Source organism: Microbispora oryzae (assembly GCF_017896165.1).
In the GTDB taxonomy this organism is placed as follows: Bacteria; Actinomycetota; Actinomycetes; order Streptosporangiales; family Streptosporangiaceae; genus Microbispora; species Microbispora oryzae.
In genome coordinates, this window is sequence record NZ_JAFCNB010000002.1 from 496,194 (window position 1) to 518,534 (window position 22,341).

General features: G+C 70.7%; 17 protein-coding genes. 4 read left to right on the plus strand and 13 right to left on the minus strand.

Going from position 1 to position 22,341, the window contains the following annotated elements; all coding sequences use genetic code 11:
* Positions 1-537 precede the first annotated feature (537 nt).
* A complete protein-coding gene (gene serA, locus JOL79_RS05790; protein ID WP_210154588.1) occupies positions 538-2,127 on the minus strand; it encodes a phosphoglycerate dehydrogenase in 1,590 nt (529 codons plus the stop codon).
* Between the two features lie 354 nt (positions 2,128-2,481).
* Here serA and JOL79_RS05795 point away from each other — a divergent pair, with 354 nt between their 5' ends.
* The 4 genes from JOL79_RS05795 (at position 2,482) to JOL79_RS05810 (ending at position 6,723) form a co-directional block, all read left to right on the plus strand.
* Positions 2,482-3,414, plus strand: a complete 933-nt coding sequence (locus tag JOL79_RS05795; protein ID WP_210154589.1) for a hypothetical protein — start codon at positions 2,482-2,484, stop codon at positions 3,412-3,414.
* A gap of 88 nt (positions 3,415-3,502) precedes the next feature.
* Positions 3,503-4,942 carry an MFS transporter gene (locus tag JOL79_RS05800; protein WP_210154590.1) on the plus strand — a complete coding sequence of 480 codons (1,440 nt, stop codon included), beginning with the start codon at positions 3,503-3,505 and terminating at the stop codon, positions 4,940-4,942.
* Between the two features lie 251 nt (positions 4,943-5,193).
* Complete coding sequence (locus JOL79_RS05805; RefSeq protein WP_210154591.1) at positions 5,194-6,054, plus strand: CAP domain-containing protein; 861 nt, start codon at positions 5,194-5,196, stop codon at positions 6,052-6,054.
* Positions 6,055-6,186: 132 nt separating this feature from the next.
* Entirely contained in the window at positions 6,187-6,723 is a 537-nt protein-coding gene (locus tag JOL79_RS05810; RefSeq protein WP_210154592.1) for an FHA domain-containing protein, read from the plus strand.
* 127 nt (positions 6,724-6,850) lie between these two features.
* Here JOL79_RS05810 and ilvC read toward each other — a convergent pair whose 3' ends face one another.
* The 12 genes from ilvC to JOL79_RS05870 all read right to left on the minus strand — a co-directional run bounded on the left by ilvC (position 6,851) and on the right by JOL79_RS05870 (position 22,243).
* Entirely contained in the window at positions 6,851-7,840 is a 990-nt protein-coding gene (gene ilvC, locus JOL79_RS05815; RefSeq protein WP_210154746.1) for a ketol-acid reductoisomerase, read from the minus strand.
* Positions 7,841-7,902: 62 nt separating this feature from the next.
* Positions 7,903-8,427 carry an acetolactate synthase small subunit gene (gene ilvN, locus JOL79_RS05820; RefSeq protein WP_210154593.1) on the minus strand — a complete coding sequence of 175 codons (525 nt, stop codon included), beginning with the start codon at positions 8,425-8,427 and terminating at the stop codon, positions 7,903-7,905.
* An 88-nt stretch (positions 8,428-8,515) separates the two neighbouring features.
* Positions 8,516-10,321 carry an acetolactate synthase large subunit gene (locus tag JOL79_RS05825; RefSeq protein WP_210154594.1) on the minus strand — a complete coding sequence of 602 codons (1,806 nt, stop codon included), beginning with the start codon at positions 10,319-10,321 and terminating at the stop codon, positions 8,516-8,518.
* Between the two features lie 199 nt (positions 10,322-10,520).
* A complete protein-coding gene (locus tag JOL79_RS05830; RefSeq protein WP_307848341.1) occupies positions 10,521-13,244 on the minus strand; it encodes a putative bifunctional diguanylate cyclase/phosphodiesterase in 2,724 nt (907 codons plus the stop codon).
* Positions 13,245-13,430: 186 nt separating this feature from the next.
* Positions 13,431-14,351 (minus strand): 2-hydroxyacid dehydrogenase, encoded by a 921-nt coding sequence (locus JOL79_RS05835; protein WP_210154595.1) that lies wholly within the window; start codon positions 14,349-14,351, stop codon positions 13,431-13,433.
* Between the two features lie 9 nt (positions 14,352-14,360).
* Positions 14,361-16,361, minus strand: coding sequence for a VanW family protein (locus JOL79_RS35345; RefSeq protein ID WP_210154596.1), 2,001 nt, complete (start codon positions 16,359-16,361; stop codon positions 14,361-14,363).
* A gap of 182 nt (positions 16,362-16,543) precedes the next feature.
* Positions 16,544-18,031, minus strand: a complete 1,488-nt coding sequence (gatB, locus tag JOL79_RS05845) for an Asp-tRNA(Asn)/Glu-tRNA(Gln) amidotransferase subunit GatB (protein ID WP_210154748.1) — start codon at positions 18,029-18,031, stop codon at positions 16,544-16,546.
* A gap of 17 nt (positions 18,032-18,048) precedes the next feature.
* Positions 18,049-18,639 carry a DUF4276 family protein gene (locus JOL79_RS05850; RefSeq protein ID WP_210154597.1) on the minus strand — a complete coding sequence of 197 codons (591 nt, stop codon included), beginning with the start codon at positions 18,637-18,639 and terminating at the stop codon, positions 18,049-18,051.
* Positions 18,636-19,814, minus strand: coding sequence for an AAA family ATPase (locus JOL79_RS05855; protein WP_210154598.1), 1,179 nt, complete (start codon positions 19,812-19,814; stop codon positions 18,636-18,638). The genes JOL79_RS05850 and JOL79_RS05855 overlap by 4 nt, the downstream gene beginning before the upstream one ends.
* Before the next feature lie 25 nt (positions 19,815-19,839).
* The gene (gatA, locus tag JOL79_RS05860) at positions 19,840-21,330 is read right to left on the minus strand and encodes an Asp-tRNA(Asn)/Glu-tRNA(Gln) amidotransferase subunit GatA (RefSeq protein WP_210154599.1); all 1,491 of its coding nucleotides are present in this window, start codon (positions 21,328-21,330) and stop codon (positions 19,840-19,842) included.
* On the minus strand, positions 21,327-21,626 hold the full coding sequence (gene gatC, locus JOL79_RS05865) for an Asp-tRNA(Asn)/Glu-tRNA(Gln) amidotransferase subunit GatC (RefSeq protein ID WP_210154600.1): 300 nt from the start codon (positions 21,624-21,626) through the stop codon (positions 21,327-21,329). Before gatC ends, gatA begins: the two co-directional genes overlap by 4 nt.
* Before the next feature lie 164 nt (positions 21,627-21,790).
* Positions 21,791-22,243 carry a hypothetical protein gene (locus JOL79_RS05870; RefSeq protein ID WP_210154601.1) on the minus strand — a complete coding sequence of 151 codons (453 nt, stop codon included), beginning with the start codon at positions 22,241-22,243 and terminating at the stop codon, positions 21,791-21,793.
* Between the last annotated feature and the right edge of the window lie 98 nt (positions 22,244-22,341).

The window sequence follows — 22,341 nt, forward strand, 5'->3', positions numbered from 1 at the left end:
CTGCAGCGCCGCCGCGGCCTCGTCCTCATGCTCGTCGGCACGGTTCCACGGATACATCTCGTACATGGCGGGTCTCATCTCGACAGAAGGGATTCCGTGGGACGGGTTCGGATGGCGAACCCCGATGGTCCGGCTCCGGTTCGGACGCGGATCGCGCGTCGCGGAACACCGAGCCGACAGCCCCGAGCCGCGCGCGGCGGCGGGCCTGCCCCTGCCTGATCAGGCGTCACCACAGGCCGTCGCACGTACGGACACCTGCGGTTTCGTTACCCACGACACTACCTCAGAATCTCTTAGGACGACCTAGTATCTTGCATTCTGAGACAACGGGTTCACCGGACGGGGGCGGGGCCGGGCGGCCGGCCCCCGGGGACCGGCGGCAAAGAGGCGCGGGAGAAAGAGACCCGGGACGCAAGAAGCCCCGCCGTCCACGAGGGGCGGCGGGGCCAGACGGGTCGGACACCCATGACGTCAGTGACGTTCAGTGACTTCCGTGACCTCAGCGAGGCCAGTGACGTTCAGTGATGTCCAGTGAGATCAGTCCTCCAAGTCGACCGTACGGCCGCTGTCGGCGCCGATCTCGCCGCCGATCTGCTCAACCACCTCGGACGGGATCGCCGAGTCGACGGTCAGCGCGATCAGGGCCTTGCCGCCCTTGACGTCCCGCGAGACCTGCATCGAGGCGATGTTGATCCCGTGCTCGCCGAGCAGCCGGCCGACGATGCCCACGATGCCGGGCCGGTCGGTGTAGGTGAAGAACGCGAGGTGCTCGGTGGGCTCGATCTCCATCGCGTAGCCGTTGACCTCGACGATCTTGGTGATCTGCCGGGGCCCGGACAGCGTGCCGGAGACCGACACGGTGCGCCCGTCGGCCAGCACGCCGCGGACGGTCACGACGTTGCGCCAGTCGGGGCTCTCCGCGCTCGTGACGAGCTCGACGACCGTGCCCCGGTCCTTGGCGAGCAGCGGGGCGTTGACGTAGGTGACCGCGTCCTCGACCACATCGGTGAACACGCCCTTGAGCGCCGCGAGCTCCAGTACGCGGACGTCCTCGGCGGCGATCTCGCCGCGGACCTCGACGTCGAGGCGGGCCGCGACCTCGCCGGCCAGGGCGGTGAAGATGCGGCCCAGCTTCTCGGTGAGCGGCAGGCCCGGCTTGACGTCCTCGGCCACGGCGCCGCCCTGGACGTTCACCGCGTCGGGCACGAACTCACCGGCCAGCGCGAGCTTGACGCTCCGCGCGACCTGGGTGCCGGCCTTCTCCTGCGCCTCGTGGGTGGACGCGCCGAGGTGCGGGGTCACCACGACCTGGTCGAACTCGAACAGCGGGCTGTCGGTGCACGGCTCCTTGGCGAAGACGTCGATACCCGCGCCGGCCACCCGGCCCTCTTTGAGGGCGGAGTAGAGGGCGTTCTCGTCGATGATGCCGCCGCGCGCCACGTTCACCAGCCGCACGCTGGGCTTGACCAGGTGGAGCTCCCGGTCACCGATGAGACCGATGGTCTCCTTCGACTTCGGCAGGTGGACGGTGATGAAGTCGGCCTGCTGGAGCAGCTCCTCCAGCGTCACCAGCCGGACACCCATCTGCGCGGCCCGGGCCGGCTGCAGGTAGGGGTCGTACGCGATGATCTCGACGCCGAACGGCTGGAGCCGCTGGGCGACCAGCTGGCCGATCTTGCCAAGGCCGAGGACGCCGACGACCTTCTCGTCGAGCTCGACGCCGGTGTACTTGGAGCGCTTCCACTCGCCGTCCTTCAGGGCGGAGTGGGCCTGCGCCACGTTCCTGGCGCTGGCGAGGATCAGGGCGACCGTGTGCTCGGCCGCGCTGGTGATGTTGGAGGTGGGGGCGTTGACGACCATGACCCCGGCCTTGGTCGCCGCCTCGACGTCGACGTTGTCGAGCCCGACGCCCGCGCGGGCCACGACCCGCAGCTTGGGCGCGGCCGCGATGGCCTCGGCGTCCACCTGGGTGGCGCTGCGGACGATCAGCGCGTCGACGTCGGCGAGGGCGGGCAGCAGCTGGGAGCGATCGGCTCCGTCGGTGTGCCGGACCTCGAAGTCCGCGCCGAGCACGGCGAGGCCCGCTTCGGAGAGCTCTTCTGCGACAAGGACGACGGGCTTGTTCACTGGTGAGTCCTTTGTGAAGTGCGACGGCACGGACAGCGTGAGTCTATCCGGCGCTTGTGAAAGCTCTCACGAGCGATCCGGCATCCGAGACGCGGGTCCCCCGCGAGCCGTGCCGAGCCCGCGGGTTTCCGGGCCCGCGTCGCACCGGCGTCGCACCGGCATCGTGACGACGTCAGGCCGGCATCGTGCTGACATCACAGAGGGATACGACGCGGTTCCGCTGCGTGCCTGACCGGCGGCATTCCGTACCCGTTTGGAGCGATCCCATCCTCTTGACCGCCAAGTTGGTATTGATCCGACCCAATCTTCGCGATTAGCCTGATTCGCCATGGTCCAGTCCCTATCGTTCAGGCTATGAGCATCGGGAACCCCTCCCTGGGCGACCTTCTCGCGCGGCACGGCAGTCCACGACAACTGCTGGCGGCTCTCGCGGAATGGGGCATCCTGGTGGCGGTCCGCCCCGACCGTTCAGTGGTGCTCGGCACGACCCAGAGCGGCGAACGCGTGCTGCTCGGATATACGGGACCGGCGACCTACGCCCGTCACCGTGGCAGCCACTCCCTGTCGGCGTGCGACGCCGACACCATCCTCGACATCCAGCGCGTCACCGGCGTGCGTGAGATCGTGATCGACGCGGCCGGCCCGGCGGCCGCCGCCGTCCCCATCGACGATCTCAGACGGCACCTCCGGGAGACCCGGACCGGACCGACGCACGCGCTGTCCGCCCTCGGCTCCCCCGCCATCACCCCAACGGCGTACGCCACGGGCGCGATGGCGACGGTCACCCGGGCGCAGCTGGCGTACGGCGCACCGCCACCCCATCCGGCGGACGCCCCCGTGCATCCGCCCGCCCCTCCGGAGGCGCGCCCGGCCGCGCACACACCCACGCCCGCGGCGCCACCGCAGTGGGTTCCCGCGCCGCGCCAGCATCTGTCCGGGGCGATGCAGGTGGTCGATCCCGGCTATCGCAAGACCTCGCATCCGATTTTGCCCGCCATGCGTGTGGCGATCGGCGAGCTGCTGCGCGACTACCCGCTGGTGCACCATGTGTGGATCTCCGAGGCGCGGACCGTCTCCGGCTCGTGGGGGATCATGCTGCACGTCAAGGTGCACACGCGGTCGGCCGACGACATCGTCCGCGACCTGCACCGCCGGGTCCGCGCCCGGCTCCCGCAGCTCGCGGCCAGCGAGGCGCCCGTGCTCATGGCCCGGGTGACGGACGCGCACAGCGAACGCCGGATGATCGAGATCGGCGCGCACGTCGTGTGCGCCGATGTGCGGGACTAGCGGACCTAGCAGAGACCGGCCGGCATCGAAGCGATCACGGTCCGCAGAAGGGTTCCAAAACGGGCGCTTGCTCGGATTGAATGTCGCCATGGTCTCAACGGCGGCGCCCTCAAGGCCGGTCTCCCTCGGTTCACGACTCGGTTACGCCGTCGGCTCGTTCTGCACGGGCAACTTCACCACGATCCCCGGCCTGCTCCTGCTCTACTACATGACGAACACCCTGGCGGTGCCCGCGGCGCTCGCGGGCACCGTGCTGTTCCTGCCCAAGGCGTGGGATCTGATCCTCAACCCGCTGGTAGGCCGGTGGTCCGACCGGACCAGTTCGCGGTGGGGCCCCCGCCGGCCCTGGCTGCTCGCCGGAGCCGCCGTGCTGCCGGTGTCGTTCGCCCTGATGTTCGCCGGTCCTCCGCTCACCGGTGTCGGCGCCTCGGTCTACGTCGGCGTGACGTTCCTGGTCGCGGCCACCGGCTTCGCCCTCTACGAGGTGCCGTACAAGGCGATGCCCGCGGAGATGACCCGCGACTATCACGAGCGGACCTCGCTGCTGCAGTGGCGCATGATCTTCATCGCGATCGCCATCGGGATGAGCGGCATCCTCGCCCCGATCCTCGCGGACGAATCGGTGGACGGCTACCGGCTCATGGGGATCACCTTCGCCTCGATCTTCCTCCTCGCCATGCTGGCGTCGTTCTTCGGCACGGCGCGGGCTCCGTTCACCGGCCAGCAGCAGTCGAAGGGCACCCTGCGGGCCCAGCTCGCCGCCGCGCGCGGCAGCAAGCCGTTCATGTGGCTGCTGGGCCTGAGCTCGGCGCAGACCCTCGCCTCGGGCGTCCTGCTCGCCGGAGCCCCCTACTTCGCCGCGTACACCCTGGGCGACCCCGACGCGACCAGCACACTCTTCGCGGCGCTCGTCGGGCCGATGCTGATCACGATGCATCCGTGGACCTGGGTGTCGCGCAGGCTCGACAAGCGCGGCGCGATGCTCCTGTCGGGCGGCCTGTTCACGGCCGGCGCCGTGCTCCTCGCCGCCGCCCCCGCGTTCGGCTCCCTGTACGCGCACCTGGTCGTGATGGTCATGGGCATCGGCTATGCCGGCCTGCAGATCCTGCAGTTCTCGATGCTCGCCGACGTCATCGCCTACGACGGGGCGGTGAGCGGGGAACGCAGGGGCGGCGTGCTCACCGGCCTGTGGACCGCGGTGGAGAGCGCGGTCGCCGCCCTCGGCGCCACCCTCTACGGCTGGGTGCTCGCCGCCGGCGGGTTCGTCTCCTCCGACCCGGAGCACCCGGTGAGCCAGCCGGAGAGCGCCCATGTGGCCATCGTCGTCGGCCTGTCGCTGGTGCCGGCGGTAATCACGCTCGCCGGCGTGCTGATGACGCTCAAGTACGACCTCACCCCCGCCCGCCTCGCTGCGGCCACCGCGGGGACCGCCCCAGGGACCACGGATGGGAACGGTGTGGAGACCGACGCGGGGCCCTCCACAGGGACCACCGCGGCTCCGGGGGCTCCCGCGTCACCGGAATCCTGAGCCTCCGGCCGGCCCACGTCGCCCCGCAGCGCCCCGCGCCTCATCCGCGCCTCGTCCGGGTTGCCTGGAACGCGCCGACCTGCGCATATCCCTCCAAACCATGACATCTGGAACGGGATAAAAGGTACAGATGTGACGTATGCGTAGGTAGATATTTTAGAGATTGGGGTGATTTTTTCGGACAAGAGGGGTTGAGACGCACCATAATGACGACTTCCGTCCAGCGTCTAACCCCCACTGGAGGAAAGATCGTGAACAGAGCGCTCGGAGCGGTTCTGTGCCTCGGAAGCGTCGTGGCGCTCGGTGCGTCCGCCGTCCCCGCCCAGGCCGCGACGCAGGCCCTGCAGGCGGGCTGCCGGGTGGCCACCGCGAAACCGCACGTCGGCGAGGATGGCAAGATCCGCGCGGCGGGCTCGCGGGCCGGCTGCCAGGTGCCCGCACGGTTCAGGGTCCGCGTCCTGCGCGCGCAGCCCGGCCCCGACCGCGTGGCGAAGAGCGGCGCCAAAGTGGTGCGGAACGGACGGGTCACCCTGACCGTCCCCTGCGTGCCCGGCGTCTACTACACCTACGTCACCGACTACCGGGGGCACACCGCCCGGTCGAAGCCGGTGCGGCTGACCAGCTGCACGCCCGCGCCCTCCCCCGTGCCGTCCGCCTCCGCCGCGGCGACACCCCCCGCGAGCCCGGTGCCATCCGCGACCCCGTCCTCCTCCGGTGGTTCGGCGGCCGTGGGGACCGCGGTCGAGAACGAGGTGGTGCGCCTGACCAACGTCGAACGGGCGAAGGCCGGCTGCGGCCCCCTCAGGCACGACGCCAAGCTCCACACCGCCGCGCTCGGCCACTCAGCCGACATGTCCGCGCAGAACTACTTCGATCACACGTCGAAGGACGGCCGTTCCTTCGCCGATCGGATCAAGAACGCCGGCTACACCTTCACCGCGGCCGCGGAGAACATCGCGAAGGGCTACACGAACGCCCAGGCGGTGGTGCAGGGCTGGATGAACAGCTCCGGTCACCGGCAGAACATCCTCAACTGCGCCTACACCGACATCGGGGTCGGCTACTCCGCAGCAGGCGGCCCCTACTGGACGCAGGACTTCGGCAAGCACTGAGCCGGGTCATCGGCGGGGGCGCAGAGGCCTTTGAGGCGTCCGCCCCCGCCGCCCGCCGTTCCCGCTCCCGTCAGGAGCTGGAAAACGGCGGTCGTCTGGACACTTCGCACCACTCCGGCGGATACTCCAACCATGAGCTCTCCCCCGGTTCGCGCATCGGACGGGGATCGCGACCGCGCGCTCAACGAGCTCCGTCAACGCGCCGCCGACGGCCATCTGTCGATGGACACCTTCGTCGGCCGCGTCGACATGGCTCTGCGCGCGCGCAGCCGTACCGAGCTGGACGAGCTGATCGCCGATCTCCCGCACCGTGGGCGCATGCGCAGGCGGATCACCGAGGCCGTCTCGTCGGTGTCGGACCTCACGCGGCGGATCGAGTCCGCCTGGCGCCGCCCCCGGCTGCCCCGCCTGGCCCTGCCCGGCGACGGCCGCGTCCGCTACGTCGTGGGCCGGGCGTCGGCCTGCGACCTCGTGCTGTCGGACGTCACGGTCTCCCGGCTCCACGCCGAGCTCCGGCGGGACGACGACCACTGGGTGCTCACCGATCTCGGCTCGATGAACGGCACCCGGCTGAACGGCTGGCGGCTGGTCGGCCCGGCCACCGTCCGGACGGGCGACGAGATCGCCTTCGGCGACTGCGTCTTCCTCCTGACGGCTCCCGGAAGCTGAGACTCCACCCCGTAGAAGCGGGCCGTATCAGAGCCGGCTGTATGAAGGCGGGCCTGTATGAGGGCGGCACAAACACGACGGCCCGGACCGGCAGCGCCGGTCCGGGCCGTGCATGACCCCTTCGGGATCAGTCGGCGTTCTTCAGCCAGCTCATCATCGGGCGGAGCTTGGCGCCGGTCTCCTCGATCGGGTGGCCGGCGAGCTGCTCGCGGTACTTCGTGAAGTTCTCCTGGCCGGAGTCGAACTCCTGGACCAGCTCACGGGCGAAGCTGCCGTCCTGGATCTCGCCCAGGATGCGCCGCATCTCCTTCTTGGTCTCCTCGTTGACCACGCGCGGGCCGCGGGTGTAGCCGCCGTACTCCGCGGTGTCGGAGACCGACCAGTACATCTTGGAGACGCCGCCCTCGTACATGAGGTCGACGATCAGCTTCATCTCGTGGAGGCACTCGAAGTAGGCGACCTCGGGCTGGTAGCCGGCCTCGATCAGCGTCTCGAAGCCCGCCTTGATCAGCTCGGACACGCCGCCGCAGAGCACGGCCTGCTCGCCGAACAGGTCGGTCTCGGTCTCCTCGGTGAAGGTCGTCTTCAGCGCGCCGGCCCGGGTGCCCCCGATGCCCTTGGCGTACGAGAGGACGAGCGGCCAGGCGCCGCCCGTGGCGTCACGCTCGACGGCGACCAGGCACGGTACGCCGCGGCCGGCGGCGTACTGGCGGCGGACGAGGTGACCCGGGCCCTTCGGCGCCACCATGGCGACGTCGACGCCCTCCGGCGCCTCGATCAGGCCGTACCGGATGTTGAGGCCGTGACCGAAGAAGAGCGCGTCGCCCTCGACCAGGTTGGGCGCGACGTGCTCGGCGTAGAGGTGGCGCTGGACGTGGTCGGGCGCGAGGATCATGGTGAGGTCGGCCTCTTCGACGGCCTCGGACGGCGACAGCACGCGCAGCCCGTCGGCCTCGACCTTCTCCCGGCTCTTGGACCCCTCGGGCAGGCCGACCCGCACGTCCACCCCGGAGTCCCGCAGGCTCAGGGCGTGCGCGTGGCCCTGGCTGCCGTAGCCGAGGACGGCGACGTGACGCCCCTGGATGATCGACAGGTCGGCGTCGTCGTCGTAGAAGATCTCAGTCACATGCTTACCTTTCACAGGTTGTGGTCCGGCCGTACGTTCTCGACGTCGTACGGCTATGCGCTGCGCTCGATGGCGCGAAGCGAGCGGTCGGTGATGGAGCGGGCGCCGCGGCCGATCGCCACCATGCCGGACTGTACGAGTTCCTTGATACCGTACGGCTCAAGCACCCGCACGAACGCCCCCAGCTTGTCGGTCGTGCCGGTGACCTCGATCGTCACCGCGTCCGGAGCCACGTCGACGCAGCGCGCCCGGAACAGGTTGACCAACTCCAGAACGTGGGACCGGCTCTCGGAGTCGGTCCGCACCTTGATCAGCATCAGCTCACGCTGCACGGACTGATCGTTGTCGAGTTCGACGATCTTGATGACGTTGACCAGCTTGTTGAGCTGCTTGGTCACCTGCTCCAGCGGGAGCTCCTCCACGTTCACCACGATCGTCATGCGGGAGATGTCGCTGTGCTCCGTCGGCCCGACCGCGAGCGAGTCGATGTTGAAGCCGCGCCGGCTGAACAGCGCGGCGACGCGGGCCAGCACGCCCGGCTTGTTCTCCACCAGGACGGACAGCGTGTGCCGGCTCATGCCCCCACCTCCGCGTGCGCGCCCGTCGGTCGCTCGGGCCGTTCACTCACGTGACGGCCCGTCCCGCCGGCACGGGTCCGGTTCTCGGTCATTCCTCGTTCTCCCACTTGGGCGCCATGTCGCGGGCGTACTTGATGTCGTCGTTGCTGGTGCCGGCGGCCACCATCGGCCACACCATGGCGTCCTGGTGCACGACGAAGTCCACCACGACCGGCACGTCGTTGATCTCCATGGCCTTCCGGATGGTCGCGTCGACGTCGCCGGGCCGCTCGCAGCGCAGGCCCACACAACCGTACGCGTCCGCCAGCTTCACGAAGTCCGGAATCCGCCTGGTCCTCTGCAGGTCCGTGTTGGAGTAGCGCTCGTCGTAGAAGAGCGTCTGCCACTGACGCACCATGCCGAGGTTGCCGTTGTTGATGACCGCCACCTTGATCGGCACACCCTCGATGGCGCAGGTCGCCAGCTCCTGGTTGGTCATCTGGAAGCAGCCGTCGCCGTCGATCGCCCACACCGTCGCGTCCGGGCGGCCCATCTTGGCGCCCATCGCGGCGGGGACCGCGAAGCCCATCGTGCCCGCGCCGCCGGAGTTGATGAAGGTGCCGGGCCGCTCGTAGCCGATGAACTGCGCCGCCCACATCTGGTGCTGGCCCACACCCGCGACGTAGAAGGCGTCCGGGCCGACGATGTCGCTCAGCCGCTCCATGACGTACTGCGGGGCGAGTGAGCCGTCGGCGAACTCCTCGTACCCCAGCGGGTAGGTCTGCTTGTACCCGTTGAGGATCTTCCACCAGTCGGCGTAGTCGCCCTTGCGGCCCTCGTTGATCTCGTTGCGCACGGCCTTGATCAGGTCGCCGATCACCTCGCGGCAGTCGCCCACGATGGGGACGTCGGCGTGGCGGTTCTTGGAGATCTCCGCGGGGTCGATGTCCGCGTGGATGACCTTGGCGTGCGGCGCGAAGCTCGCCAGCTGGCCGGTGACCCGGTCGTCGAACCGGGTGCCGAGCGCGATCAGCAGGTCGGACCGCTGCAGCGCGCCCACGGCGGACACGCTGCCGTGCATGCCCGGCATGCCCATGTGCTGGGGGTGGCTGTCGGGGAACGTGCCCCGCGCCATCAGCGTCGTGACCACCGGGATTCCGGTCAGCTCGGCCAGCTCGCGCAGCTCTGCCGACGCCCCGGCCTTGTGCACGCCGCCGCCGACGTACAGGACCGGGCGGTGCGCGTCGGTCATCAGCCGGGCCGCCTCGCGGATCTGCTTCGAGTGGGGGCGGGTCACCGGCCGGTAGCCCGGCAGCTGCATGACGGGCGGCCAGGAGAACGTGGTCATGGCCTGCAACGCGTCCTTGGCGATGTCGACCAGCACCGGCCCCGGACGGCCCGTCGAGGCGATGTGGAACGCCTCGGCGATCGTCCTCGGGATGTCGTCCGCGTCGGTGACCAGGAAGTTGTGCTTGGTGATCGGCATGGTGATGCCGGAGATGTCCGCCTCCTGGAAGGCGTCGGTCCCGATCAGCGGGCTGGAGACCTGGCCCGTGATCGCCACCATCGGCACCGAGTCCATGTACGCGTCCGCGATCGGGGTCACCAGGTTCGTCGCCCCGGGGCCGCTCGTCGCCATGCAGACACCGACCCGGCCGGTGGCCTGCGCGTACCCCTCGGCCGCGTGGCCGGCGCCCTGCTCGTGCCGTACAAGCACGTGCCGCACCTTGGTCGAGTCGTAGAGGGGATCGTAGGCGGGGAGAATGGCCCCGCCGGGGATCCCGAACACCGTGTCGACCCCGACCTGCTCCAGTGCCCTCACGAGGGCCTGGGCACCTGTCATCTGTTCGGTCATCGGCTCGTTCCTTGTGGCTGAGCGGCTGTGGCTGGTGTGGCTGGAGCTGTCTGCTGACATAAAAAACGCCCCACCCGCCGAGGCGGAGCTGGGGCGCGCGCAGGACCGAGTGCTTCGTTCAGGCTGCGCGCCTGCGAAGTACTACGAGGATCCCACCGCTGTGCATGCCTACACCATGTCCGATCGACCGCCCCCGCGTCAAATCATGTGGGACGCCCATCTCACACTCTGAAACCGGGCGAAACGGGTGACGCGTGGGTCAGGCCGTGTTCTGGAGGGTCGTTCGCATGAGGGAGTCGACGCTCCTGGCCGTCATGGGACGCGCGACCAGGTAGCCCTGACCCCGGGTGCAGCCCATCTCCCGCAGCAGTTCGAGCTGCTCGGGCCGTTCGATGCCCTCCGCCACGACGATCAGCCCGAGGTCGTGCCCGAGCCGGACGATCGTGCGGGTCAGCAGGGTCAGCGTCTCGTCGCGCCCCAGCCCGGAGACGAACGACGGATCGATCTTGATCATGTCGACGGGCAGCTGGCGCAGGAACGCGAGCGAGGCGTAGCCCGTGCCGAAGTCGTCGATCGCCAGCCGCACCCCGAGCGCGCGCAGCTCCGACAGCTTGGTGATGGTGTCGTCGGCGTCCTCGACGAGCATCTCCTCGATGACCTCCAGCGTCAGCGCGCTGGCGGGCAGGCCGCTCTCGGCCAGCGCCTCGGAGACGCTCTCGACGAACCTCGGGGCGGTGATCTGGCGGGCGGACAGGTTCAGCGACAGCCCGATGTCCCACGAGGAGGCCCGCCACGCGGCCACCTCACGGCACGCCTCGCGCAGGATCCACTCGCTCAGCGGCACGATGATCCCGGTGTCCTCGGCCGCGCCGAGGAACTGCTCGGGCGGGACGAACGTGCTCCCCCGCCACCAGCGCACCAGGGCCTCCACCGCCGTGACGCGGGACGTGGCCAGGTCGACCACCGGCTGGTACTCGACCGCGAACTGGTTCTCGTGGAGGGCGCGCTGGAGATCGGTGGCGATCTCCAGGCGGCGTACGACGTCGGCGTGCATGTGGGTCGCGAAGACCTCCACCCGGCGCCCGCCCAGCTCCTTGGCGCGCGACATCGCGACATCGGCGTTGCGCAGCAGGTCGCCCGCGGGCAGGCCGTCCTCCGCGAAGGCGACGCCCACGCTCGCCGTGAGCGCGATGTCCCTGTCGGCCACGCGGAACGGATCGGTCGACACCGCCCGGACGAGCCGCTCGGCGAGGTCGATCGCGGTCTGGGCGTCCGAGCCCGCGGACCCGCCGCCCTCAAGCAGGATCGCGAACTCGTCGCCGCCCCACCGGGCCAGCGTGTCGTCGGCCCGTACGGCGGAGCGGAGCCTGCGGCCGGCCTGGCCGAGCAGGTAGTCGCCGCTCGCGTGGCCCACCGAGTCGTTGACCGCGGTGAAGCCGTCGAGGTCCAGGAAGATCACGGCGGTGCCGCCGGCCCGGCGGCTGAGCACGTCGCGGGCGCGCTCCTCGAAGTAGGCCCGGTTAGGCAACCCGGTGACGCCGTCGTGGAAGGTCAGGTGGGTGACCTGGTTGCGCAGCGCCACCTGGTCGGTCAGGTCGCGCACGGTCACCAGGATGAGCCCGTCGCCCCTGACGTGCCGGGTGGCGACGGACTCGGTGGGCCTCCAGGTGCCGTCCGACGCCCGGACGCGGCAGGAGATCCGGCAACTGCCGTGCGGTTCCGTCCCGTCGTCGTCCGCCATCCGGCGCAGCAGCGCCTGGATGCCGGGCACGTCCTCCGGGTGCATGTAGTCGAAGATCGGACGCTGGGTCAGCTCGTCCGGCGGGTAGCCGTACGTCTCCTCGACGCCGGGCCCGATCTCCTGGATCACCCCGTCGACGTCGACCACGAGCACCACGTCGCCGGTGTTCTCGGCGAGCTGGCGCAACTGCTGTTCCCCGACGTCGACCAGGCGGCGCATCCCCGCCGTCTCCGCGAGCAGGACGAACAGCCGGCCGAGCAGGATGAGCACGGCCGAGGCGGCCACGACGGTCAGCGTGGCGTCACGGCCGACGGCGTACAGCGCCACGGCGATCGTCGCGACCCCCGCGAGCGCGAGCGGCGCCGCCGTTGTCAGTGCGACCGGCAGTATCCGGCCGGGACGGTCGCGGGCGATCCACGGCGTCACGGCGATGGCCAGGAACGCGACCGGCGCGACGAGACCCGCGGGCAACGGCGGCTCGTCGCCCTTCATCCGGGACAGCGCGGTCGCGAACTCGCCGATCGTGATCGCGGCGAGCACACCGACACCGCTGAGCCCCACAAGACGGTTTCCGGCCCGGGACGCGATCACCGCGGGCGCCACCGCGCAGACCGCGAGGAGACAGACCACGGGAATGGCCAGTGTGGAGAAGAACGCCCCCGGCTCGTCGGCCTTGCGGAACGCGGGGCCGAGCACGGCGACCCAGGTCACCGCGAAGATGGCGGCGGCGCCGACGTAGGCGTCGACGGCCTGGCGGACCGGTCCCCTGCCGTAGGCCGGAGGCTGGACCGACAGGCCGGAGCCGACGGCCAGCAACACCGAACCCCCCAGCATGAGCAGGTCGGCGAACGTGAGGACGAACGGCGTGCCGTCGGCGACCGGGCGCAGGCCGACGCCGAGGACCCAGGTGGCCGAGCCGGCGGAGAGCCAGCGCCAGGCGACCGGCTGCCGCCGGTGGGCGGGTGCCACGCGGGAGGCTGCGAGGAGGAGCGAGACGGCGGCGAGGAGACCCGTGACGACGCCCGCGACGGCCACGACTACGGCGGACGAGGCACCGGCGATCAGGACGGCGGCCACCGCCGCCGCGCCCAGACCGGCCGCGGCGGTGAGCGGGACCCGCGGGCCGCGCCTGCCTCTTCTCACCCGCCCCGCCTCCGCGTTCGTCGCCACCGTGCCCGCCGCCTCCACGGCGCGGGGTGGAGTCGCGTCGGCGTCGTCGCGTCCGGTGGGGTGTGATGGCACTGCCCCTCCCGTCCTCGACTCGGCTTTACTCTCCCTGTCACATGGCCAGTGTGCGCACTGCCGCTGATCGAGAGGGGGACAACCGCCGAGTCGTCACCGATCCGATAAGGAGCAGCGCCCGATGAGCATCACCGTACGCACCCCAGGTCACGGGGCAGCCACGTTCCGGAATCCTTCGCGGAGCGGTCAGTAGTGCCCGGTGATCATGTTAGCCAGGCTTTCCCCGGCGAGATAACGGATGACCTGCTCGCGGACCATCTTCCTGATCCTCCGTACGGAGGCGGGCGTGCTGCCCGCGACGTGCGGGGTGATGAAGACGCCCGGCGCCGTCCACAGCGGATGACCGGGAGGCAGCGGCTCGACCGGCGCCACGTCCAGCGCGGCCCGCAGCCGGCCGGTCCCGAGCTCGGCGACCAGCGCGTCCGCGTCCACCACCGAGCCGCGGGCGGCGTTCACCAGCAGGGCGCCGTCCTTCATCGCGGCCAGGAACTCCGCGTCGACCAGGCCGGCCGTGTCGGGGGTCGCGGGCACGAGCAGGACCACCACGTCGGCGGCCGGCAGGAGGGCGGGCAGCTCGTCCTGGCCGTGCACGCCCGGCCGGGCGGCGCGGGCCACCCGGACGATCTCCACCTCGAACCCCTCCAGGCGCCTCTCCAGCGCCTCTCCGATCGAGCCGTATCCGACGATCAGGACGGTGGAGTCGGCCAGCACGCCGGTGTGGTGGTAGGTCCACTCGCCGCGCGCCTGCGCCGCGGCGAAGCCGGGGAACTCGCGCAGGACCGCGATCATCGCCCCTGCGGCCCACTCGGCGGTGCCCGCGTCGTGGACGCCCCTGGCGTTGCACAGGACGGCGTGCCCGGGCATATGCGGCAGGTACGGCTCCACCCCGGCGGTCACGGTCTGGACCAGCCGGAGCCCGCTCATCCGGCGTAGCAGTCCCGGCAGGTCGGGCACCGGGATCAGCGGCGGCACCCACACCTCGACCTCTTCTGGCGGGCCGGGGAGCGGGCCGGTCCCGTCGTAGACCGAGCACCGCAGCGGGGGCAGCCCGTCCGGCAGGTCCGACAGCCCGTCCGCGATGTCCTGTGAGGCGACCCAGATGTGCACGAGGACAACTTAGGGCACGGCGGTGGGACGCTGCTTCTGCGGATTCCCGTGCCCCCGCCGCGCCTCCACGGAACGTCCCCTCGCGTGATCGGCCGACCGTGCCCTCGCGTGGCCTGTCGAACGCCCCCTCGCCTGGGCGGAACTTCCCCGCGGCTGGACGGCCGAGCGCCCCTCCGCTCGGGCGGTCGGCCGGGCGCCGGCGGCGCCGCCATCCGGAACCGCCGTGCTCCGCTTCGCCGGGTGTGCCACGGAGGTTCGCGGCGCCGTCTCCTGCCGCCTGGTGCTCCACAGCGTCACGGTCAGCGTGCCGTTGGCGGCGACGGCCTGGATCAGGACGCCGTGGGACGAGTCGTTCTTCCAGACGAGATCGGGCTCCGGATAGCTGACGGCGGCGTCCATGCTGCCCGCGACCGGGCTGTCCGGCCGGGTGAAGTCCACTCCCTCGAACCCGGCGCGCAGCAGCGCGTTCAGCAGCGTGGTCGCGAACTGCGACATGCCCGGGACGTCCGAACCGGCGACCCCCCGGATCGTGGTCGCCGCCATGCCGGTGAACCCACGGGAGGGGTCACGCCTGCCGAGATCGGCGTTGAGGGAGAACGTCCGCCCCGGCGGGACGAGACGGCCGTCGAGCAGCCGGGCGGCGGTCTCGATGTTCCGCGCGACCGGCGGGCAGCACGCGTAGGACGTGGAGAACGCGCCGACCCGCTCGGTGACCCCCATGCGCAGCGCGTCCGCGTCCGAGATCCTGGGCGGGCCGTCGACGACCGCCACGGGAACCAGGCCGCGCCCGTCGTCGAGGGCCCGGACGACGTCGGCCGCCAGGCGATCGGTGTCGATCATGAGTCCCGGTCGCCCGTGGACCAGGACCGGCCGGCCGCCGGACACCGTGAACGACGCGTTCCTGGCGGCGCGGTCCGGGCCAACCAGCTGGGATTCCAGATCGGCCACCGCGTCGGCGGCGTCGAACCGGGGACGCAGGTCGACCCCCCGCGGGTCGAAGGTCAGGTGACGCGCGATGACCGTGGGCGACATGGTGGCCGACGCCGACCCCGTGGTCAGGGTGATCGGGGCCGACACGGCCTTCCGCGCCCACTCCACGGCGCGCCTCACCTCCATGCGGGGCACTGTGGGCTGCTCCCTGATCACGGTCACCGGCACGACGCGGTCCGGGCTGAGGTAGGCGTCCCGGATCCGCGCCGCCACGGCGGCGCGGTCGATCCTGCGGCCCGCTCTGGGATAGACGGGCACCGGGACGAGTCCCTTGAACGTGACGCCGCCCTCCTGGTCCGGCTCCTCCACCGGTCCGGCGACGTACGCGCGCACGGCGGCGGCCAGTTTGGCCTCGTCGACCGACACCACCGGGGCGGCCTCCCGGGTGCCGGTCAGCGCCCCCCAGACCGCGACCGGATTGGGGAAGGCCGTCACCGCCCGCCGTACGGTCGCCTCGACGTCGAGGGAGAGGCCGGCGGCCTGGGGGTCGACCGTGAGCCGGCGGGTGCCCTGCCGGAGTATGACGGGTGTGCGGGTCAGGGCGTACAACCGTTCCCGGAGCGTCTGGGCCGCCTCGGCCTCGTTCTGCCCGCCCACGTCGACGCCGAGGATCATGGTCCCGGGAAGGATCCGGCCCGCCATCGACACGGCGGGCACGAGGTAGGTGAGCAGGAGCAGCGAGAACAGGCCGATCAACCCGTAGCGGAGCAGATGTCCGCGTGGCTCGTGCTCCGGCGTCAGGAGCGCGACCTGCGGCTCCTCCCGGATCACCGTCTCGGCGACCGGCCAGGGCTCCACCGGCCGCGCCGGCGGCAGGACGCTCTTACGGGGCTTCGGGGCGGGCGCCGGGTGGGGCGGGCGCTCGGCGAAGATGTCGGCCGACACCCCGCGCGGCAACGAGCCGGATCCGCGGCGCACCGGATGCCGGTGGGTCGAGGAGGCGGGAGGAGACGGGACGGCCTCAGACGCCGCCGCGGACGGTTCCGGCGGCGGATCTGTGGACGCTCCGGCGTTCCGCACGCCTGGGTCTCCTCCGGCTCGGGCTGAAACTCCGTTCAGTCAACCGTAAAGCACCCTCAGCTGTATATGCCGGAAAGGCGCGACCTTCCCCACAGATTTGGATCTTTCGCGCAGGACGGCCACACGAGCGACCGGAAAGGGCCCGCTCCGGCGGGAGGCGGGCCCTCACGCGTTATCCGGGGCTACTCCTGGACGCCGAGCCTCTCCAGGATGAGCTCACGCGCGCGGCCCGCGTCGGCCTTGCCGCGGCTGGCCTTCATCACGCCGCCGACCAGCGCGCCCACCGCCGCGATCTTGCCCGAGCGGACCTTGTCCGCCGCGTCGGCGTTCGCCGCGAGCACCTGGTCGATCAGCGCGGCCAGCTCGCCCTCGTCGTTGACGATCCGCAGGCCCCGCTTCTCGACGACCTCCTCCGGGCCGCCCTCGCCCGCGAGCACCCCTTCGAGCACCTGACGGGCCAGCTTGTCGTTCAGGGCGCCCGAGGCGACCAGTTCGGTCACCTTCGCGACCTGAGCGGGCGTGATCGGCAGGTCGGCGAGCGCGGCGCCGGACTCGTTCGCCCGGCGGGCCAGCTCGCCCATCCACCACTTCCGCGCGTCAGCCGCCGGAGCTCCCGCCGCGACCGTGGCCTCCACCAGGTCGATCGCGTCGGCGTTGTGCATGGCGGCCATGTCGAGGTCGGAGACGCCCCACTCCTGCTGCAGGCGCCGGCGCCGGACCGTCGGCAGCTCGGGCAGCGCCGCCTTCAGCGAGGCGACCCACTCGGGGTCCGGCGCCATCGGCAGCAGGTCGGGCTCGGGGAAGTAGCGGTAGTCCTGCGCCTCCTCCTTGGACCGTCCCGACGTGGTCAGCCCCGTGTCCTCGTGGAAGTGGCGGGTCTCCTGGATGATCCGGCCGCCGGAGGCGAGGACCGCCGCCTGCCGCTCGATCTCACCCCGGACCGCCCGCTCGACGCTGCGGAGCGAGTTGACGTTCTTGGTCTCGGTGCGGGTGCCCCACTCGGACGAGCCGCGCGGCATCAGCGAGACGTTCACGTCGCACCGCAGCGAGCCCTGCTCCATCCGGACGTCGGAGACGCCGAGGGACCGCATCACCTCGCGCAGCTCGGTGACGTACGCCTTGGCGATCTCGGGGGCCATCCGGTCGGTGCCGGGGATCGGCTTGGTGACGATCTCGACCAGCGGGATGCCGGCCCGGTTGTAGTCGACGATCGAGTAGTCGGCGCCGTGGATCCGCCCGGTCGCCCCGCCGACGTGCGTCGACTTGCCGGTGTCCTCCTCCAGGTGGACCCGCTCGATCCCGATGCGGACCGTCGCGCCGTCCACCTCGACGTCCAGGTAGCCGTCCGTGCACAGCGGCTCGTCGTACTGGCTGATCTGGTAGTTCTTCGGCATGTCCGGATAGAAGTAGTTCTTCCGGGCGAAGCGGCACCACGTGGCGATCGTGCAGTTCAGCGCCAGGCCGATCCGGATCGTCGACTCGATCGCCTTCTCGTTCGCCACCGGCAGCGAGCCGGGCAAAGCCAGGCACACCGGGCAGACATGGGTGTTCGGCGGCGCCCCGAACGTGGTCGAGCAGCCGCAGAACATCTTCGAGGCGGTGCCCAGCTCGACGTGCGTCTCCAGCCCCAGCACCGGCTCGAAGCGCTCCAGCGCCTCGTCGTACGGCATGAGCGTCACAGTGCTGCTCACAGGTAACCCAGTCCCTTCAATGCGTTCCTCGCGTCGGAGACCCAGTCCGCGTACGCGGGCACCTGGGCGAGAACGTCGAGGTCGATGTTACGAGCGATGTATTCGAAGTAGTCACGAACGGGTTTGCCGCGGCGTGGCGCCACCTCGGCGAGGACCCGCTTGGGATCTAAGATCTTCTCGACGTCCCGCGGCCGGGCGGGCAGCCGTCCCTGGTCACTGCCGCTCAACCGGCGCCATACGCCGGCGTCCGCGAGGAGCCACGCCTCGGTCTCCTGAACCGGCACCAGCGCGATCACCGGTGTGGGCAATCCCGAGTCGCGCACGACCCGGTCCGCCTTATCCCGCTCCCTGTGGTCGTTGTGCACGAAGAGCAGGTGGCAGTCGCTCGCCAGCTCGCGCAGCGCGTCGGTCGTCCTGCCGTGGTCGTAGATCGATCGGCAGGTGCCGATCTCGGTGCTCTCTACATCGACCGCGCACCGAGAGGACTGCGCGGTTAGCTCACGAAGCTGCCGCGAGATCACCACACCGAGGAAGACCTCGTCGGTCTCCCCCTCGGCGATCAGTCCGGGCACCAGCGGCCTGCTCATGGGACCTCGCCCACCGCGCTCAGATACTTACGCACCTGGCGCGGAGAAACGAACGTGCCGGGCTCTCCCTCCGCCCGCACCGGCTTAGCGACCGTGACCCTGGAGATCCTGTCCCTTTCGGGATCGACGCGTATGGCGGTGTCGAGGAAGACCAGCGCGTCCGGCCTGAGGCGGTACAGCTCGGAGACGATCACCGGCGAGTGCGTGGTGAGGATCACCTGCCGCAACGGCCGGTTGACGCACTCCGGGTCGCTGAGATCGGTGACCCTGCCCTGGATCCTGCGGAGCAGTTCCGCGAGGCGGCTGGGGTGCAGTCCGTTCTCGATCTCCTCGATGAGCAGCACCCCGGCGTGGTCAGGATCGTGCAGTGCGGCCAGCAACGCGATGACCCTGAGCGTGCCATCGGACAACAGCGTGCTGGGTATCGCCCCCTGACCGTCCACGACGACGTCGAACGTCCACTCCTGACGCCGGTCGTCCAGAATCGGCTCGATCCCGGTGATATCCGGGATCAGCGCCACCATGTCGACGAGGAGCTCCTCGATCGCTCCCTCCGCCTTGAGTCGTCCGAGGACAGTGGCGAGGTTGCTTCCGTCCGCCCGCAGCGGTCCATGATCCGCCGCCGACGACCAGGAGCGGAGGCGATCCGGGTCGGGCCGGTGCAGACGCCAACCGCCGAGTTCCCTGTTCAACAACTTCATGTAGCGCGGAACGTCGGTTTTCTCCCCCGCGAGGGCCTGCAACGCCTGGACCCTCGCTTCTTGCCCCTCGGCCAGCTGGTTGTTCACCCAGCCCGGCAGTCCGGCAGAAGCACCTCCGGGGGTCGCGAGAAACCCGCGCGCTTCCGGTACACCGTCGTCGTCTAGTTCAGCACCGCTCTCGAATGCTTCTACGAAGAGGCCGTGTCCAAACTGTCCCAGAACGCGAGCCCGGATATCGAACCGAGCCACCGGTTGCCCTTTGCTGACCCGGTGGAACAACTCGTGAGGCCGTCCACGTCGGGATGCCAGGAGCGGATCCTTGAATTCCCAGCCGGCAAGGCTCAGGTAATCCAAAGCGTCGAAGAGGTTGGACTTGCCGCTGGAATTGGGGCCGACGAGAGCGAGGAACGGCGGGACGTCGAGCTGGAAGTCCAGGAAGGACTTGAAGCCGTCGATCTCGATGCGGGTGATCATGCCGCCGTTCCCCTCCCCTCCGCGACTAGATCGCGGGAGCCTTGGCCAGCAGCGGGCCGCCCCACCGGCTCTCGAAGGCCTTCTCCACGGCGGCGCCCACCCGGTAGCAGCGGTCGTCGCCCAGGACCGGGGCCATGATCTGCAGCCCGACCGGCAGGCCGTCCTCGTCGGCCAGGCCGCACGGCACCGAGATCGCCGCGTTGCCGGCCAGGTTGCTGGGGATCGTGCACAGGTCGGCCAGATACATGGCCATCGGGTCGTCGGCCCGCTCGCCGATCGGGAACGCCGTGGTCGGCGTCGTCGGCGACACGAGAACGTCGACCTGGTGGAAGGCCGCCTCGAAGTCACGCATGATCAGCGTGCGGACCTTCTGCGCCTGACCGTAGTAGGCGTCGTAGTAGCCCGACGAGAGCGCGTACGTGCCGAGCATGATGCGCCGCTTGACCTCCGGCCCGAACCCGGCGGCCCGGGTCAGCGCCATGACCTCCTCGGCGCTGCGGGTGCCGTCGTCGCCGACCCGCAGTCCGTATCGCATGGCGTCGAAGCGGGCCAGGTTGGACGAGCACTCCGACGGGGCGATGAGGTAGTAGGCCGGCAGGGCGTACTCGAAGGCCGCGCAGGAGACCTCGACGACCTTGGCGCCGAGCGACTCCAGCAGCTCGACGGCCTCGTGGAAGCGGGCGAGGACGCCGGGCTGGTAGCCCTCCCCGCCGAACTCCTTGACCACGCCGATCCGCATTCCGGCGACGTCGGCCTGCCGGGCGGCGTCGACGACCGGCGGCACGGCCTGGTCGATCGACGTTGAGTCGAGGGGGTCGTGCCCGGAGAACGCCTCGTGCAGCAGCGCGGCGTCGAGCACATTGCGGGCGAACGGCCCCGGAGTGTCGAGCGACGACGCGAACGCGATCAGGCCGTACCGGGACGAGCCGCCGTAGGTCGGCTTCATGCCGACGATGCCGGTGACGGCGGCGGGCTGGCGGATCGAGCCGCCGGTGTCGGTGCCCGTGGACAGCGGCGCCTCGTACGCCGACACGGCCGCCGACGAACCGCCGGAGGAGCCGCCCGGGATGCGGGTCAGGTCCCACGGGTTGTGCGTCGGGCCGTACGCCGAGTTCTCCGTCGAGGAGCCCATCGCGAACTCGTCGAGGTTGGTCTTCCCGAGGATCACCAGGCCGGCCTCGCGCAGGCGGCGCGTGACAGTCGCGTCGTACGGCGGGCGCCAGTTCTCCAGGATCTTCGAACCGGCGGTCGTCGGCATGTCGCGGGTGGCGAAGACGTCCTTGTGCGCGATCGGCACACCGGCCAGCGGGCCCAGGGCCTCGCCCGCCGCGAGGCGCTCGTCGACCCGGCGGGCCTGGGCGAGCGTGCCCTCGACGTCGACGTGCAGGAACGCGTTGATCTGCTTGTCCACCTCGGCGACGCGGTCCAGGTGGGCCTGGGCCACCTCGACGGCGGACACCTCGCGGGCGGCGACGAGCCGGCCGAGCTCGGCGGCGGTCTTGTGGATCAGGCTCATGCTTCCTCCCCCAGGATCCGCGGCACGCGGAACCGGTCGTCCTCCACGGCGGGGGCGCCCGAAAGGGCCTCCTCCGGCGTGAGGCACGGCCGCACCTCGTCGGGGCGGAACACGTTCGTCAGCGGCAGCGCGTGCGAGGACGGCGGGATGTCGTCGGCGGCGACCTCCGCGACACGGGCGACCGCGCCGACGATCTGGTCGAGCTGGGCGGCGAAGTGGTCGAGCTCGTCGTCGGCCAGCGCCAGCCGGGACAGCCGGGCGAGATGAGCGACCTCATCGCGGGTTATGGCGGACATGAGTCGTCGAACCCGTTTCATGGAATGGAGACTGGACCTTCCCATCCTAGGGCTCGTCGCCGGGCACGGCCGACCCGCGACGCCGCGTCACACGCTCTTAATACGGCGTGAGGCGGCTCCTCCTTCGGCCGGGCAGTCCGACGAGGCGGGCCGGCCGGGCGGGTTCAGTGCCAGTGGCTGTCGCAGGTCCGCTTGCCGCTGCCCTGCTTGCACACCTGCATCCAGAAGTCCTTGAGACCCCGGTCCGCGGAGCCGCGCCAGTCCACGTAGAGGCTCACCGGGGCGCTGCGGCCCTTGGTGGTCCGGATGTCCTTCGTGTGCGTGCCCCAGCCGAAGGCGGTGCGCAGACGGTAATGGATCCGGAAGACGGCGTACCTGCCGTCCCCCGCGCTGTCGGTGAGCCGCCCGTCGACGGTGAACCGTATCTCGCCCGGCAGCTTCTGCCAGCACAGCGTGCCGCGGGCGCTCGCACCGGAGATCGAACTGGTCGTGTGGCGGCAGGTGGGCCCGGAGAGCCGGCCGGTGGAGGCGGCGTGCGCGGGCGCGGGGACGCACACCACCGCGATTCCCAGGGCCGCCGTGAACAGACCTGCCTCTCGGAGCGTCACACTCGTCACGGTCATCACCTTCCTGCTGTTCCGGGGGAACGGGGGAACGAGTCCTCCGCGTCGCCGACGTGTGCCGTGGTGGAGACGGGCGGCCGCCGGCGCTTCTC

Bases quoted from the DNA above. Each gene is read 5' to 3' on its own strand.
- JOL79_RS05795 (WP_210154589.1), top strand. From the start codon at position 2,482: ATGAGCATCGGGAACCCCTCCCTGGGCGACCTTCTCGCGCGGCACGGC.
- JOL79_RS05800 (WP_210154590.1), top strand. From the start codon at position 3,503: ATGGTCTCAACGGCGGCGCCCTCAAGGCCGGTCTCCCTCGGTTCACGA.
- JOL79_RS05810 (WP_210154592.1), top strand. From the start codon at position 6,187: ATGAGCTCTCCCCCGGTTCGCGCATCGGACGGGGATCGCGACCGCGCG.
- ilvN (WP_210154593.1), bottom strand. From the start codon at position 8,427: ATGAGCCGGCACACGCTGTCCGTCCTGGTGGAGAACAAGCCGGGCGTG.
- JOL79_RS05825 (WP_210154594.1), bottom strand. From the start codon at position 10,321: ATGTCAGCAGACAGCTCCAGCCACACCAGCCACAGCCGCTCAGCCACA.
- gatB (WP_210154748.1), bottom strand. From the start codon at position 18,031: ATGCCGTACGACGAGGCGCTGGAGCGCTTCGAGCCGGTGCTGGGGCTG.
- JOL79_RS05850 (WP_210154597.1), bottom strand. From the start codon at position 18,639: ATGAGCAGGCCGCTGGTGCCCGGACTGATCGCCGAGGGGGAGACCGAC.
- JOL79_RS05855 (WP_210154598.1), bottom strand. From the start codon at position 19,814: ATGATCACCCGCATCGAGATCGACGGCTTCAAGTCCTTCCTGGACTTC.
- gatA (WP_210154599.1), bottom strand. From the start codon at position 21,330: ATGAGCCTGATCCACAAGACCGCCGCCGAGCTCGGCCGGCTCGTCGCC.
- gatC (WP_210154600.1), bottom strand. From the start codon at position 21,626: ATGTCCGCCATAACCCGCGATGAGGTCGCTCATCTCGCCCGGCTGTCC.